At 36.9% G+C, this 17,470-nt stretch carries 10 protein-coding genes; all 10 read left to right on the top strand.

From position 1 onward, the window contains the following. Positions 1-13: 13 nt before the first annotated feature. The 10 genes from AC058W_RS05395 (at position 14) to AC058W_RS05350 (ending at position 17,358) form a co-directional block, all read left to right on the top strand. A complete protein-coding gene (locus AC058W_RS05395; protein ID WP_479389801.1) occupies positions 14-5,245 on the top strand; it encodes an amino acid adenylation domain-containing protein in 5,232 nt (1,743 codons plus the stop codon). Beyond that, complete coding sequence (locus AC058W_RS05390) at positions 5,245-6,678, top strand: condensation domain-containing protein (protein ID WP_476389799.1); 1,434 nt, start codon at positions 5,245-5,247, stop codon at positions 6,676-6,678. Before AC058W_RS05395 ends, AC058W_RS05390 begins: the two co-directional genes overlap by 1 nt. Before the next feature lie 13 nt (positions 6,679-6,691). Continuing rightward, the gene (locus AC058W_RS05385; protein WP_138344130.1) at positions 6,692-7,684 is read left to right on the top strand and encodes an alpha/beta hydrolase family protein; all 993 of its coding nucleotides are present in this window, start codon (positions 6,692-6,694) and stop codon (positions 7,682-7,684) included. A gap of 19 nt (positions 7,685-7,703) precedes the next feature. Further along, positions 7,704-9,443: a non-ribosomal peptide synthetase gene (locus AC058W_RS05380; RefSeq protein WP_171030276.1), complete on the top strand. Its 1,740-nt coding sequence runs from the start codon at positions 7,704-7,706 to the stop codon at positions 9,441-9,443. Between the two features lie 3 nt (positions 9,444-9,446). Then, entirely contained in the window at positions 9,447-13,253 is a 3,807-nt protein-coding gene (locus AC058W_RS05375) for an amino acid adenylation domain-containing protein (protein ID WP_476389798.1), read from the top strand. Beyond that, positions 13,243-13,668 carry an NmrA family NAD(P)-binding protein gene (locus AC058W_RS05370; RefSeq protein WP_479389800.1) on the top strand — a complete coding sequence of 142 codons (426 nt, stop codon included), beginning with the start codon at positions 13,243-13,245 and terminating at the stop codon, positions 13,666-13,668. Before AC058W_RS05375 ends, AC058W_RS05370 begins: the two co-directional genes overlap by 11 nt. Next, positions 13,595-14,269, top strand: coding sequence for a hypothetical protein (locus AC058W_RS05365; protein WP_479389799.1), 675 nt, complete (start codon positions 13,595-13,597; stop codon positions 14,267-14,269). Before AC058W_RS05370 ends, AC058W_RS05365 begins: the two co-directional genes overlap by 74 nt. Then, positions 14,266-15,366: a Gfo/Idh/MocA family oxidoreductase gene (locus tag AC058W_RS05360; protein ID WP_055222066.1), complete on the top strand. Its 1,101-nt coding sequence runs from the start codon at positions 14,266-14,268 to the stop codon at positions 15,364-15,366. Before AC058W_RS05365 ends, AC058W_RS05360 begins: the two co-directional genes overlap by 4 nt. Further along, positions 15,359-16,093, top strand: a complete 735-nt coding sequence (locus tag AC058W_RS05355; RefSeq protein ID WP_055222064.1) for a class I SAM-dependent methyltransferase — start codon at positions 15,359-15,361, stop codon at positions 16,091-16,093. The genes AC058W_RS05360 and AC058W_RS05355 overlap by 8 nt, the downstream gene beginning before the upstream one ends. A gap of 299 nt (positions 16,094-16,392) precedes the next feature. Next, positions 16,393-17,358 carry a helix-turn-helix domain-containing protein gene (locus AC058W_RS05350; protein WP_015528443.1) on the top strand — a complete coding sequence of 322 codons (966 nt, stop codon included), beginning with the start codon at positions 16,393-16,395 and terminating at the stop codon, positions 17,356-17,358. Positions 17,359-17,470 lie beyond the last annotated feature (112 nt).

Genomic DNA, 17,470 nt, shown 5'->3' with positions numbered 1-17,470 from the left:
TCTGGAGATTGGATTGGGATGGAATCTCCCGCAGAGGGTTGCGGCATGGACAGAGGATTGCCAGTTTGTCGCTATGGGAGGAGCTACAGAGGCAAGTATCTGGTCCAATTATCAGAATGTTACCCTGCCGATGCTGAAAAACTGGAAATCTATTCCTTATGGAAAGCCACTCAGATATCAGGCATATCGTGTTGTGGATGAGTATGGAAGGGATTGCCCTTACTGGGCAGAAGGCGAACTCTGGATTGGCGGTTTTGGTGTAGCAAAAGGATATAGGGGAGATTCTGCGCTTACGGGGCAGAAATTTATCACAGATCAGTATGGAAGATGGTATCGGACCGGCGATCTCGGAAGAATCTGGGATGATGAGACAATTGAATTTTTGGGAAGAAAAGACCATCAGGTAAAGATTCGCGGACACAGGATTGAATTGGGAGAAATTGAACATGTGATTCAGGAGTTTCCGGGTGTGGCTCATGCAGTTGTTGATACAGTTAGTGATGGTCATGGCAATAAAACGCTGGCTGCTTATATCGGAGCGCCGATACAGGAAGATTCTAAAGTTACAACGTATTTGTACGGCACAGATATCTTTGGCGGGGGCTGGAAAGAACTGAAGGATGATGTCAGCAATTGGCAGATGCAGCAGGAACGGAAGACAGCATACAAAAATTTCCTTGCCTATGCAGACCAGAGATGTGTACAGCTTATGCTGGAGACACTCATAGAGTTAGGCATTTTTGTATCAGAGAAGGAAGTTCTTTCGCAGAAGGAAATTTTTGAAAAAGGGAGCATTACGGAAACACAGAAGAATACTGTGGCAAGATGGTTGGAAATTTTAAAGAAGGAAGGAATCCTGAGAGAAGAGGACGGCAGACTATCGCGTACCGGGAAGGAAGTGGCTGTACCGGAAAAAGCTGGAGATACGGAAACGTATTTTAATAAACTGAAGCCGTATCTGAAGCATATGGTTACTGGGAATGAAGTTCCGCTGGACGTATTTTACCAGAAAGAGCCGGCTTTGGCTCCGAATATGCTGCTTCGGAGGATTCCGGGCTGCGAGGAAACAGTGGAAAGACTGGTGCAGGGATTAAGGCTTCTGGCAGAAGAACGCAGAAAAGAGCCACTCCAGATTATAGAAATTGGTACAAGGGACACTGCAATTACAAGACAGTTTTTGAATGCACTGGAAGATGTAAGCGTGGCTTATACTTATGCGGATTCTTCAAAATATTTTCTGCAGGAAGCAGAGAAAGAACTTGCGGGATATGAGAGAGTCGAGTTTGAGATGCTGAATCTGGAAGAAGGCATGGATAAGCAGCAGATGTCCTTGCATAGTTATGACATTGTGATATCGGTAAATGCTTTACATAGAAATATTGATGCTGCGGATGCGGTAAAGAAAGTAGCGGAATTACTGAAGCCAAACGGAATATTGCTGATGACTGACCTTGTGGTAAGGACATACCTTCAGGAACTTACAGCGGCTTTTTTGGAAAATGGTTTTGCGGATATTCGGGACAAGAGAAAAGAAGCAGGGCTGGTTACCCCGGATTGCCTGCTGTGGAGAGAATGTTTATCAGAGGCAGGATTGGGCGAAGACTGTGCTGTGACAGAGAGATATGGAAGATGTATATGCTGCAGCAGACAGCAGGCGTCTGTCCTGTCCTATCATAATGGAGCACTAAGGGAATATCTGTCAGAAAAACTGCCGGAGTATATGGTTCCACAGAATTATCATTTCATGGAGCAGCTCCCAACATTGTCCAATGGGAAGATTAACAGGAAGCAATTGCGGGAAGATTTTAAAGAAGAAACTGCGGTTATCCGATTTTCAAAGGCAACGACAGAAACAGAAGAAAAGCTTTTAGATATCTGGAAACAATTATTTGGATATGAAAATATCGGAATTGAAGATAATTATTTTAGCCTTGGGGGAGACTCGCTGATTGCCACAAGGTTGATCTCGGAAGTACAGAAAACCTTCGGCTGCAAAATAACGATCAGCACGATTTTTGAAAATCTGACCGTAAAATCTCTGGCAAAAGCTATTGAACAGTCCGAACAGAAAGAAGAAGATACACTGCAGATCAAACCGAATCTGGAGGAAGCATATCATCCGTTCCCATTAACCGATGTGCAGTATGCTTACTGGCTTGGCAGAAGCGGATTGTATGAATTGGGGAATGTTGCAACGCACTGTTATTTTGAACTGGATGCAGACGGCCTTGATACTGAGTGCGCAGAGACGGCATGGAATCTGTTGATACAGAGGCATGGGATGATGCGTGTTATTATCCAGCCGGATGGTATGCAGCGCATACTGGAGAATACTCCCCAGTATCATATTGACGTGACGGATATCCGACAATTGGAAGTGACAGAAAAAGAAAAGGCATTGGATGAAAAACGGGCAGAGATGTCTCATCAGGTAATTCAGACAGATGAATGGCCTCTGTTTGATGTGCGAATCACTAAAATAGAGGACCAGAAGCATAGAATCCATATCAGTTTTGACAATATTATCTTTGATGGCTGGAGTATGTTCCATCTCTTAAATGAGTGGGCAGAAGTATATCGAAATGGAAAAGCGGAAATGCCGATTACTTTGTCTTTCCGGGATTACGTGCTGGGACTGGAGCAGATAAAGTCTACCTCTGCTTATGAGAAAGATAAAAAATATTGGGAAGACCGGGTGGAGACTTTTGCGGACGCACCGGATCTGCCGCTTGCAAAGAACGAAAGCCAGATTACAGAGCAGCGTTTCTGTCGCCGGAGCGCAAAACTGTCACAGAAAGAATGGCAGTCTGTAAAAGACGCGGCGGGAAGACTGGAGGTAACGCCTTCTGTTCTTTTGATGAGTGCTTATGCGGAGACTCTCCGCTTGTGGAGCAGTAATAAGGGTTTTACACTTAATCTGACGCAGTTTGACCGGAAACAATTGCATCCGGAAGTGAACAATCTGGTTGGAGATTTTACAACACTGACATTGCTGGAGATAAAGAATGCAGGGAATAATTTTGCGGAAAGGACAAAGGCAATTCAGAAGCAGCTTACAGAAGATCTGGAGCATACAGCTTATGGCGCGGTTGAACTGGAGCGCGAATTAAAGAAAAAGACTGGAAATATGCGGGGCGCTATTATGCCGGTAGTGTTTACCAGTGGCCTTGGCGTGGAGCAGTGGAATGAAGGAAAGTGGCTTGGAAAACTGAACTATAACATTTCACAGACGCCGCAGGTGTGGCTGGATCATCAGGTGGTTGAAATGGATGGCTGTTTATGCCTGTTTTGGGATTCCGTGGACGAATTATTTTATCCGGGAATGCTGGATGAGATGTTCCGGGCATATACCGGCCTGCTTCATACGCTAGCAGTTCATCCGGAGATCATGCAGGAAAAAACGGCAAGTCTGGTAACAGCGGAAATTTCAGAAAAACGGCGTCAGGCGAATGAAACGGCGGCTGAATTTGAAGAGAAAACGTTGGATGGATTATTCTTGGAGGCGGCAGACAAATTTCCGGATAAGGAGGCGCTGGTAACGTGCAGCAGGCGGATGACTTATCGGGAGATAAAAGAAGAGGCGTTTTACATTTCCGGGCAGTTGAAGAGCATGGGAATAAAAAAAGAAGAGACGGTAGCTGTATTTATGGAAAAAGGGTGGGAGCAGGTAGTTGCTGTTTATGGAATCCTGTTTGCCGGAGCCGCATATCTTCCGATAGATATCCATAATCCGAGAGAACGAGTTGAAAAGATTCTCCGTGACAGTGGAACAAGAATCATTCTTGTGCAGAATCAGGCGTATGATCAGGATACCGAATGGCTGCACGAGTGGGATTGTATTTCTGTGTCTGGATTAAAAACCGATTCTGAATACAAAGCACAGGAGAATAAGGCGGGAGACCTTGCGTATGTAATCTATACGTCGGGAACAACCGGGATGCCGAAAGGAGTAATGATTACTCACCATAATGCAGTGAATACAATACTGGATATCAATGCACGCTATCAGATTACAGAACAGGATACGGCGTTTGGAATCTCCAATCTTCATTTTGACCTGTCTGTTTATGATGTTTTTGGCGTTTTAGGCGCAGGTGGGAAATTGGTTCTTCCGGATCCGGAATATGGAAAAGATCCAGCGCATTGGATTCACTGGTTGAATCATGAGAATATTACCGTATGGAACAGCGTGCCAGCTTTTGTAGAAATGCTGGCAGAATATGAGGAATATCAAAGGCAGGTAACTTCACAATCGTTGCGGTTGGTAATGATGAGTGGCGACTGGGTTCCGGTTTCACTTCCGGGGAGAATCCGTAATCTGTTTCAGAATGTTGAGATTGTTGCACTTGGAGGAGCGACGGAAGGCAGTATTTGGTCCAATCATTTCGAGATCCCAGAGATTGTGCCGGAAGATTGGAAGAGTATTCCGTATGGGAAACCGCTTGCAAACCAGAAGTATTATGTTCTGGATCAGAATATGGAAGATTGCCCTGACTGGGTACCGGGAACACTTTATATTGCCGGAGATGGCGTTGCACAGGGATATTTAAACGATAATGAAAAAACAGAAGAAAAGTTTGTTGTTTTAGATAGAACTGGGGAACGATTGTATTGTACTGGAGATGTGGGACGGTATTGGAATGAAGGTAATATTGAATTTCTTGGAAGATTGGATAATCAGGTAAAAATCAATGGATATCGGGTAGAATTGGGCGAAATTGAAGCTGCATTACGAAGGATTCAAGGTATAACTGAAGCGTTTGTTTTTTTTAAAAGGGATAATGCGATAGAAGACATATGTGCTGTATTAGTAGAGGAAAAAAGGTATCGTGACCGGATAGACAAGTTTTATAAGGAAATGTTAAAAAAAGATCTTCCGATCTATATGATTCCAACAGAATATATTAAAACGAATGCTATTCCGCTTAATTCAAATGGGAAAAAGGATATTCATAAAATTTTGATTGTTGCAGAAAAAAATAGAAAGCCTATTTTTAAAAAGAATAATAATTGTAAACAGCTTACTCAACTTCAGGAGCAATTACTCGCAATTTGGAGAGAAGTTTTAAAAATTGAAAATATTGATATAAATGATAACTTTTTTGAAATAGGTGGAAATTCGATACAGGCAATACAAATTACTAACCAAATGACGGAGAAAATAGGGTGTTTTATGGATATCGGCAAGTTATTTGAGTATCCGACTATCAGCAAAATCGAAAGATATATATTAGAGGAAACGTAATGAGTAAATACATATTTAATAATGATACCGATATTTTGGAGTTTTTGGAGCAACTTAGAGAGAATGGCATTCAAATTTGGGGAGAAGGGGAGAAAATTCGATACAGATCTAAAAACAGACAATTGGCACCGGAAACATTAAGGATTCTTAAAATGGCTAAAGGTCAAATTTTAGATTTCTTTCGAATGATCGAAAAAAATGTGATTCCATTAACATCAATACAAACAGCTTATGTTGTGGGACAAACGGCTGGGTGTGAGTTGGGAAATATAAATGCGCATTATTACATCGAATATACAATAGAATCTTTGGATGTTGAACGACTTGAGCAAATGATAAATCTGGTTATTTCTAAAAATGATGCATTACGGTTGATTGTAACACATGAGGGGAAAGCGAGTTTTTTAGATAATGTGCCATATTATTCTGTGCCAGTTTATTCATTATATGATGGGAATGATAGAGAGCAAAAGCGGCTAGAGAGAAGTCATCATAGGTATAATTATTATAAATGGCCCATGTTCCATTTTTGCGTTGGGAAAACATCAGGAAAGACAAGTGTTTTACATGTAGATTTTGATTGTATTATTTTGGATGCATGGAGTGCAAAATTACTGTTGAACGAGATTTTCAGTTTGTACTATGGAAAAGATGTTAAATTTCCACGAATCTCTTTTATGAATTACATGAGATTAAAAACAGATAAAGGAGATTTGGAAGCTGAAGAATACTGGAAAGAAAAAGTAAAAAATATGCCGAGCTTTCCCAAACTGAATTACCAGAAAAAATTTGCAGAAGTGCAGAATGTAAGATTTGATAGAATTGAATGTGATTTTTCTTTTATAGAAACACAACGATTATATCAGAAAATAAAAAACTATCATTTTACTCCTGCTGCAGTAATTTCTACAATTTTTATGAAAACACTGGCACAATATAGTGAAACTCCAGGACTTTCCATAAATGTAACATTGTTTAATAGACAGTTATTGCATGAAGATGTGAATGGGATACTGGGTGAATTTACTAACAATGCAGTAATATCATACCAAGAAAAAACGGATTCTTTATTGGATGCTATTCGAGCAACTCAAGAACAGATGTGGCGGTTAGTTCAATATAGAAAATTTGAAGGAAGCAATATATTAAAAATGCTTTCTTCAGGTAGAGCAGGAAAAGCGATTATGCCAGTAGTGTTTACTTGTATGCTGGAGGGGAATGTGTCTAAGGTAACAAAAAAAAGATATTCATTCAAAGAAGAATATGCGATAAGCCAAACACCGCAGGTGGTTTTAGATCACCATGTAAGAGATGATTTGGGATATTTGAAGATTTCATGGGATTATATTATTGACATCTTTGATAAACAATATATTACTGATATTTTTGGCACTTATGTAAATAATATAAAGAAATTTATGGAAAAATATTAGGGAGAATAAAAATATGTTTGTAAAAGAATTGGAAATTACTTTGGAAAATGGAATGAAAATTTCAGGAGAATTAGATTTGCCAGAAAGGCAAGGTCAATGGAAAACGATTATTTTATTTCATGGTTCCGGTCCATCTGATCGGCACGCTACAGTTGAATCCATGGGAGGTATAGTATCCCGTAATTTTGATTTATTGAGCGAAGGGTTTGTGAAAGCTAGATATGCGGTATTTCGTTATGATAAAAGAGAAAATTATGATATAGAAATAATTATTCGGGATGCCAGAGAGGTAACGAGATTTGTTTCTGGCTTGTCTGAAGTGGAAGGAATTCTGTTTTATGGATGGAGTGAAGGAGTACGAGTTTGTACAACTTTAGTTTCAGATTTTCCGAATGCGCAGGCTTTGATTCTTCAGTCGGGTATTGCAGAAGGATGGAGTTCCTATTTCTCTTATATATTGCGCGAACTTACAGTAGAAAAGTTGAAAGAGTTGGATAACAATAATGATAGCATATTAGAAATTTCGGATTTTTTGAATTGCATACCGGACTCCACATCTATCTCTTTCTCTCTGTATTTACTTATTCTTGGTACGGATAAGGAGGGAAATATGAAATTTAATGAAGAACTTGATCCAGAAGGGAAAGGAAGATTCAGCATAATAGATAATTGGATACCATTGGCAGATGAAATAGTTGCAGATCCTACTACTTTAATTCGATTTGCTGAAAATGCTCCTGGAGAAACATGGGCAGGAATATTAGATGACATAAAAAAAATCCAATTACCTATTTTAGTACTTCATGGTTTGAATGACGGATGGATTTCTCCGGTAGAAGCTGTGCAAATAGCAAAGGCAGCAAGGAATAATGCAGATATAATTTTGTTTAAAGGGTTGGGACATTCACTTTCTAAGGTAAGTTCTCCATTAAAGGATGAAGGCGGTACTATAGAAGATGAGGTTATTGTGAGAGTCGTAGAATGGCTTAAAAAGAATGTGGAATAGTTGAGGAAAGGAAATGTATATGATGAACGATCGAGAGTTTTCTAATAGAAAGGAAACATTACATGGAGAATTTTATGAAAATGCATTGAAATATCCAGAGAGAATTGCGCTTATCTATGAAAATGAGAAAGTTTCTTATAAGATGTTGCGTTTATATGCGTTGCGTGCAGCAAACTATATGTGGCAAAGAGGAGTAAGAAGAAATGATAAGATTGTAGTTATATTGCCGAGAGGTATTGGACAAGTAGCTGCATTGTTAGGAATTCTTGCAATAGGTGCAGCGTATGTTCCGATTGCGATGAAGCAGCCGTTAGGACGTCGGAAAAAAATCATAGAAAATGTCAAGCCGGCTCTTGTATTGCAGGATGAAGCCTTTTTAGAAGAGAATCCATGGACTGGGTGTATTGAAAATAATTCAAAAGATACTGCCTATATTATTTATACATCGGGCTCTAGCGGAGAACCTAAAGGAGTAGAAATGAGTCATGTGGCTGCAATGAATACAATAGAAGAAATTTTACATATGTGGAATATTGGTGCGGAAGATTCCGTATTAAATATATCAGCATTTGATTTTGATTTGTCGGTTTTTGACATATTTGGTCTTTTAACTGTTGGAGGGACAATTGTTTTAATTGATGAAGACGACTTTAGAGATCCAGAAGTATGGAAAAATCTGATAGAGATTTATGGAATTACTATTTGGAATAGTGCCCCCGCGTTATTGGACATGTTTTTGATAATGGGGGAAAATAATCATTTTGGTAAATTGCGGTTGGCATTAGTGTCAGGGGACTGGATTCCTTTATATTTACCGGAGAAATGGTATAAAGTAACTTCAGCAAACTCGCAATTTGTAGCGTTGGGCGGAGCGACAGAAGGCGGAATTTGGTCCAACTATTATTGCGTTTCAAAAGTAGATAAATTGTGGAATTCTATTCCTTATGGGCAAGCATTACCAAAACAGAAATATAGGATTACGGATGAAAATTTTGTGGAGTGCGGAGTTGATATTCCTGGTGAATTGCAAATTGGAGGTGGAAGTCTGGCGAAAGGCTATATTAATGATGAAGAGCTAACAATGAAAAAGTTTATTACGGATGTAAAAGGGGAACGTTGGTATAGAACAGGAGATCGGGGAAGGCGATGGGCAGATGGAACGATAGAGTTTTTAGGGCGAATGGATACCCAAGTAAAGATACGTGGACATCGAATTGAGTTGGGAGAAATTGAAAGTGTATTAAAAAGTATTTCAAGAATAAAAGAAGCCGTAGTTGTTGCTCAGGGGGATAAATACCATAAAGAATTAGTTGCATTTTACTTGGGAGAGTACATTGCAGAGAGTGAAATAGAAGATTATCTTAAGATACATCTTCCTGAGTATTCTATACCGAATTCTATAAACAGATTAGAAAATTTTCCTCTTAATGCAAATGGAAAAGTTGATAGAAGAAGATTGGCAGAATATCAGAAAACTGATAGTGTGGAAATAATGTCTGACAAAGTATTAAATATTGTACTGATGATTTGGGAGGAGCTATTGAAAAATAAAGTGGCTGATTTGGATGAGAACCTTTTTAAGATAGGTGCAGACAGCTTGCTTGCGGCTAGATTTGTTGCGGCTATTAATGCTCGTTGCGGAATAGAGGTACGCATGAAAGAGGTCTTTATGAATCCATCAATTAACGCACTAACAAAATTGGTTGATAAGAGAAAAAATACAGATATAGCAGAATTTGTAGAAGAGGGGGAAATTTAAAAAATGCAGGACACGAAAAAAGTAGCAGGAGAATTATTAGTAGAGCTTGAAAAAAAAGGCGTTACTTTTGAAACTGTTGATGGAAAATTAAAATATAAAGATTCCAAAGGGAATTTTACAGAAAATTCTAAAGAGAAAGTTAAAAAATATAAAGAAGAAATAATTGAAATTTTGAAGAAAAAACAAACGATAGACGAGTTTATTACGGATAATGATTATGAAACTAATGTATATCCTTTGACTGATGTGCAAGCAGCCTATTTAGTTGGAAAAACAGAAGCTGTGAAGTGGGGTGGAATTGGATGTAAAGGATATATTGAGGTTGATTTTGGTTCCTACAGTGCAGAAGAACTATCAAGAGCTTGGAAAGTATTGGTAAATAGGCATGAAATGCTAAGAGCGAAAGTAACAGAGGTCGGATTTGAAATTTTAGAGAGAGATGAGATTGATTATGAAATTAAAATAGTAAATCTACAAAAAATGGCAGAGAGGGAAAAAGTAGATACTTTATCTAAGATTAGGGAAGATTTTAGTGAATATGTTTTTCATACGGAGGAACCTCCATTATTTAAAGTGCTAATAACGAAGCGTATAGAAGGAAATTTTTTCCATCTACTTGTTGATTTAATTGTTTCAGATTTTGCAAGTGTGCAACTTCTGATTTCTGAAATGGGAGAACTTTTGAAAGGAGCTTCATTAGAAAAAATAAGGTATAAGTTTTCAGATTATGCAATGTTCAATCAACAACGTAAAGGAAGTTTAAAATGGCATCAGGATAGAATGTATTGGTTAGAAAGACTGAAAAAATTACCGGAGGCTCCAATTCTTCCACAAGATGGACGAGCCGCAGATAAGTGTGAAAATACATATGAATTTTATCGATTTCAGAAACATATTAATCAGTCTGACTGGAAACGTATAAAGGAAATTGCAGGAGAATACGGAGTAACAGTTTCATCGGTGCTTATTGGTATATACGCAGAAGTTATTTCAAGGTGGAGTTCGAATAAACATTTTACACTCAATTTACCAATTCAAAATAGACCAACTATCGGAAATAATACTAATTCCATAGTAGGAGACTTTACAGCAGTGAACTTGCTAGAAGTAAATGTAACTCAAAATATGAGTTTTATAGAAAGAGTCAAAGAAATTACAAAAAGATTGATGGAGGATTTAGAGCATAATTCTTTTTCTGGTGTCGAAGTGCTAAGAGAACTGAGTAAAGTGTCTGAAGAAAAGGAATTATTAATGCCGATCGTATTTACAGGGGTTTTGAAGACTGATGGCACTGTAGGCACTATTGAATATGGGTTTAGTCATACCCCTCAAGTATGGATTGATTGTCAGATAGTCGATGAGATAGATTCAGAAGATCAAGAAAAAGGCCTGATGATAAGCTGGGATACAAGAAAAGGTGCGATAAAAGAATCTATTGTAACGGAGATGTTTGAGTCTTTTACTGAAACAATAAGAATACTTGGAATAAAACATTCGGAAGAATGGAAGAATCCATTGGAAATTATAGTGCCAAGTGCGAGTAAGAAAAAAGTAATTTGCGAACGAAATAAAGGTATTACGAATCAATCTCGTATTCAACAGAGATTTGTTAAGTATGCGAAAAAGAATTCTAATAAAACTGCCGTAATAGATGCTGTTGAAACAGTGACATATGGAGAATTGTTGGAAAGAGCAGAATATATAGCAGGTTATTTAAGAAAAGAATTTGTGGAAAATAGAACTGGACTGGTTGCGATAAGAATGAAAAAATCTGTAAATCAAATTGCAGCAGTAATGGGTGTTTTGATTGCTGGATTTTCTTATTTACCTATTGATATAAAACAGCCATTGGCACGACAAGAAAAAATTTTATCAAAAGCAAATGTTATTGTGGAATTGGATGAGAAAAAAGTAAATATGATACTTCAGAATTTGGAATACCGATTAGAAAAGCATCCAGAATTCCAAAATCCTATTGCATATGTAATATTTACTTCTGGCTCTACAGGAGAGCCTAAAGGTGTAGTAATGTCACATACTGCGGCACAAAATACTCTTATATCTATTGAAAATATGTATAATATCTCGGAAGAGGATACAATCCTTGGTATTGCGGAACTGTCATTTGATCTTTCTGTATTTGATATATTTAGTGTATTGGGAGTTGGTGGAACATTAGTATTACCGAATCCAGAAAAAGGACCAGATGCATCCCATTGGGGCAGATTACTTAATGAATACAAAGTGACCTTGTGGAATAGTGTTCCAGCGCAGGCGGAAATGTTAGATGCTTTTGCGTCTAAATCGGAGAGTTATCCGACAGTTAGATTAGTACTGTTATCCGGAGATTGGATAAATACTAGTCTGCCAGGAAGACTAAGAAAGATTATGACCAACGCTCAAATGATTAGTTTGGGAGGCGCTACGGAAGGTGGGATTTGGTCTATATATCATGAAATTGATGAAATAGAAGAAAGGCCTACTATATTATATGGAAAAGCTTTGCTTGGACAGTGGATGGGAGTTGTAGACGAGGAATTGAGAATTTGTCCGGAATATGTTTCGGGGCAAATTGCCATAGGAGGATATTCTTTGGCAGAAGGCTATTTAGGAGATACAATATTAACAAAAGAAAAATTTGTTTATCTGGAAGAAGAAAAGAACAGGATTTATCTCACTGGAGATAATGGAAGATATGTAGAGAATGGCGACATTGAATTTTTAGGCAGATTAGATAATCAGGTAAAAATCAATGGGCATAGAATAGAAATTGCGGAAATAGAAAATGCAATACGTGGAATGCAAAATATTGAAGATTGTTGCGTGGTTTATAATCAAAGTATAGGGAAGGGTGTGCTGATAGCTTTTATAAAAAATAAAATATCGAGCATTTCCTATACGAAAGAAGAATACAGAAAGCAGTTAGCCTTTTTTTTGCCACCAGCAATGATTCCTTCAGAGTTTGTAAATGTAGAGAGTTTTCCACTTTCTACTAATGGCAAAATAGACAGAAAAGGACTGGCAGAGAGTATACAAAAGAACATCAAGGTAAAGCATAATGCAAAAGCAACTTTAATTTCGCAAAAGAAGGAATATGTAGAACTTGCTAAAAGTATCAAAAAAATCGTATGCTCTATTTCTGGAAATGATTATATTGATTATGAAGATAATTTATTAGAAAATGGACTTGATTCTTTGTTATTATCTCAGATTTCTGGGCGCATAGTTAGTGACATACAAGAAGCACAAGGCATGAGATTTGATGAAATATTACGGGCATCGTTGACGATGCCAACAATTATGGGGATTGCTCAGTATATATCGGATTGTAAAAATCCTTCAAAAAATCAAATGCATAGTAATGCAGGAAATCAAACAAGAAATTCATATACTGTTGTATATATATTTGGGGATAACGAAAATGAAATAAGAGATGTTCTTATAGAAAAGTTGAGCGCTTCAAACATAAGTTGTAAGAGAGTGGGAGGGCAAGAAATAATTGAAAGATGTCATGAAGACATAAATGTTAAAAAGAAATATATTATTGCCTTTTCCGAAATGGCTTCTTTATGCATAACTAAGGCAAGTGAACTATTGGGGGAAAACATTATTATTAACCGCATTTTTTTAATAAATCCATCTAAAGCAAAAGAAAGTGATTTATATTTAGGAGATATAAGCATAATTGACGGAAATTCAGTTGCTATTAAATCTTGGGAAAATGCTGTTTTAGGTAACGTTAGAGAATTTGAATCTAATAGTAATGACATTTTTGATATTATTATGAGGGAACTAGAAAATGATAAATAATCGCAGAACAATCTGTATTCTTGGCGGAACAGGTACTGTTGGTGTGACAGCGTGTAAGGTTTTAAGTAAGTTAGGCTATTCATTAAGAGTCAGTGTACGGAATATAGAAACAATAAAAGATACAGGAATGTATATGGCTCCCAACATCCAATTATTTGAACTTGATATTGATAAGGAAAGTAATATTGGAAAATTCTTTAAAGGAAGTGATTTGGTAATAGGAGCAATCGGACCTTCCGCAGACTATAGTGAAAAAATGTTACTTGGAGCAATGGCAGAGAATATTCCGTATGTTGACCCAGGAGGAATTCATTTAATTAGAAAAATGAGGAATTCTACGCATGAAAGGTACCGCTATAGTTGGTTCGGGAATATTTCCGGGGTTATCAGGATGGATGTTGTCTTCTGTGCTTAAAGAAGCTTTCAATGATGACTTAATAGAGATGATTATTGGAGGTGTCTATAATTTTTCAAAAGCTGCCGCAATCGATTATGTGGAAGAAATAAAAAGTTATAAAGCTGGAATTCCTATGGCATGTGTGCGAAATGGAAAAATTTTACCTGCTCAGAAAAGAAGTCCGCTGAATCTTCCAACAAGAATTTCGAAATTATCTATATTGCCATATGTTACAGAAGAAATTCAAGAAATTATACAAGGGAAATATATGCTTAATATTGATTCATATACGGCGGCACCTGTAAGTTTATTTTCAATAGTAAATAAGGCGCATTGTCAAAAAAAAGATTTAGTAAATGCATTAATGGGACAGAAAAATAGCAACCAAAAAGCTTTTATATGGGTAAGACAAAATAAAGGAAATGATAGTAGATGCATTTATTTTGAAGGAAAAAATCCGAGTGTTTTAACTGGCGAAATATTAGCGATTACTGCCAATGCAATATTTGAAATGCCTAGGAAGGATGGAATTTATACAATGGCAAGTTATCTTGAAAAATATCAAGTGTTAGATGAACTTAAAAAAATAGATAAGTTCAAATCAGAGGGAAAGATATGAAGAAAAAACAGATTTTAGTATGTGGAACAGGATTTGGGAAAATTTATTTGAAAGCTATTGCAGAAAGTAAAGAATATGAGCTTATGGGTATATTGGGAAAAGGAAGCGATAGATCCAGACTTCTTTCAAAGAATCTAAATGTGCCAATGTATACGGATATTAAAGAAATAAATCAAAATGTTGATGCAGCATGTGTAGTTGTACCTAATGCGGCTGGAGGTGGAAACGGTGCCAATATAGCTAAAAGTATACTTGCAAAAGGGATACCAACATTATTAGAACATCCTGCTCATGAGGTAGAAATTGTTAATTGTATAAGAGAATCCGGAAGTGCCGCTTTTATGTTGAATCCATTTTATCGGTATATCAAGCCAATTCGAGATTTTTTAGAGGCGGCACAAATAATAAGTAAACATGCTCATCTTATAAATGCATCCTTGGAATGCGCTATACATGTATTATATGATGGAATAGATATATTGGGGTGTGCGTTGGGAGGCTTATCAACATGGAAATTGGGAAATGTAGCAGAATCTTATACAACTTCTATGGCAGGAGGGGGTAACAGAGTTATTAGTGGTATAATTGGAATGGTTCCGGTAACATTTATAGTGAATACCAATGTGGATCGTAACGATATAGACCATCCATTACATTTATATCATAGAATAGAATTGACATTTTCCACAGGGCGGCTCTGTCTGGTCAATACCCATGGTCCGGTAATATGGCTTCCTTTCTTGCATATGCCAAGAGATGAATATGGAACACTAAGTATTAATGTAGAAGAGGAAGTAAATATACCCTCTGGTGTTACTATAGGAAATGTAATGTTACCATCAGTAAAAGAAACGTTTGAACAAATATGGCCGGATGCAGTAAAGAAAGCTTTAGAGATTTTATTTAAGCAAAATAGAACAGAAAAAATGTCCATGGCGCAATATCAAATATATGTATCAAAATTATGGTCTGAAATATGTCAGAAAGTGGGCTATATGAATATCGTTGATTATGACAATTTTGGTGACATAAAAAATATATTTTATGATTTGGAAAAAAGACATTTAATAAAAAAGGAGAATGACGGGATTGAATGAAATTGAGAATGTATACGGAGAGACAGTAGAATTTTATGATTTATCAGCTCTTTCACAGATAGGGAACAAAAAAATTGTTTTAAACAAATTTGCTGATATGGTTAAGGATTTAGATGGAATCATTTTGGATATAGGTGCAGGAACTGGAAAAACAACAATAGAGATGGCTAATATGATATGTGATAAAGAAATAATTGCTTTAGAACCATCGGCTTATATGAGAACAGCGTTTATGGCAAGATTAATGGAGCATAATGAAGTTAAAGAGAGAATTTCTCTATTGCCGATAGATGTAGGTAAATATTCATTTCGAGATAAAATAAGTGGTGTAATGTGCATGGGAGTACTTGGTCATTTAAAAAGGGATGAACAAGAAAAATTATTGTATAAATTAGATAAAAATTTGAATATAAATGTCCCAATCCTGATAGAACTTTTAGAACCGAAATTTCTTGTTGCGCCAGTAGGAAGCAGAATATCGGTGGCTACTCAAGGAAGATTGCGCTATGAGACGTATATTACCGATATAAAGCAAGTGGGGATGGATCAATGGACATGGAGATTGACCTATAAAGTTTTTTGTGGTAAAAACATAGTTAGTACTGTAGATAGCCTAATGTCGTGGAATTATCAGAGTGTGGAAAAAATTTTAAACCAATTGACAAAAATGCACTTTAGAACAGCTAAATTATCAGAAACATTATTACTTGCAATAAAAGCACGATAAATATGAACTTCAGATAAAATTAACTCTCGAACTGTCAGGTGTTCCTAAAATGCCATATTTATAAGATAATTTAGCGATGTGCAGGGAGAATAATGAGAATTAATATTAAATTGTCAGTACAATGGGTTTTAAAAGTGACTTTATCGTCTTGTGAGATGCAGAAAGAAATGGAAGTAAGTGAAGTTTGTAATTTACATTAAGTAGTGTCTGCTTTTTACATGATTACAAAATTTGACTTTTTACTTTGGAAGTTGTAAAATTTAATTAGTCTTATCTAACTTCGGGAGGAATGCTTGTACATGACAAACCAATACATGAATAATCTTTATCGTGATCTGCTCTCTAATTCACCGCAGACAATAACCATAGATATTCCAGCAGACATGGGGACAGGGCAGATTTTACAGGTGGTCACGAAACAGGGAGCAGTTGTTTCGGACTGGAAAATGAATTATTTTTCAGATATGAACGTGCAGGGAGTGAGTAGCGAAGAATACATTCAAATGTTGTTCTGCTTCAATGATGGTGTTTCCTGGAATATTGCAGATAGCCGACAAAGTATCAGCATACAAAAAGGTGAGTCCTGTATTTATCGTGGACACGGGAAAATGGAATATCTGTGCTATTCCAAACAAAACGATTTCCTTTTCAAAAATGTAAAAGTACCACTGTCGTATTTCCGTAAAATTATGAATGACTATTTTGATGTTGGTGAGATTGAGGTTTATCAGAAAAAACTATTGGAAGGTATATCAAAAGTAGGTATTACTCCCTATATGGAGCACATTTTTGCGGAACTGAAAGACTTCACGCAATATCGCGGCGGATTGGGATACCTGTTTTTGGAAAGCAAAGTTTTTGAGTTGTTATCTGTATATTTGAGTGAGATTTTGGAACTGAGTATTCTTGCGTCAACTTATATAGCAATTTCCAGAAGTGACCGAGAATCCATCATAGAAGCGAAGAGAATCATTGACAGTCAGCTTGCTTTGGCACCAAGTTGTGAGGAATTGGCGCGAAAAGTCAATATTAGTACTTCAAAATTGTCAAAGGGTTTTTCCTCGCTGTTTGGAACATCGGTTCATGCGTATATTATAGATCAGCGATTGGAAAAGGCGGCAAGTCTACTATTAGAAAGTAATTTGAACGTAAGTCAGGTGGCAGCATTTGTAGGCTATTCAAAACCGAGTAACTTTGCTGCGGCATTCAAAAAGAAGTATGGGGTAATTCCTAAAAACTATAAAACGGAAAATACGATTGGTTAAAATTAAAAAATACCGATTTTGGGTAGAATAAAACCGTTTTTGGGTTGGAAATGTAGGCGTAAATTGTTATTATATGTGGTGTAGTTAGAAAATGCTAACTACACCATTTTTT

The sequence above is a fragment of the Blautia sp. CGZ-1-C1 genome (genome assembly GCF_056504575.1).
This window is presented reverse-complemented; position numbering and strand designations above follow the sequence as displayed.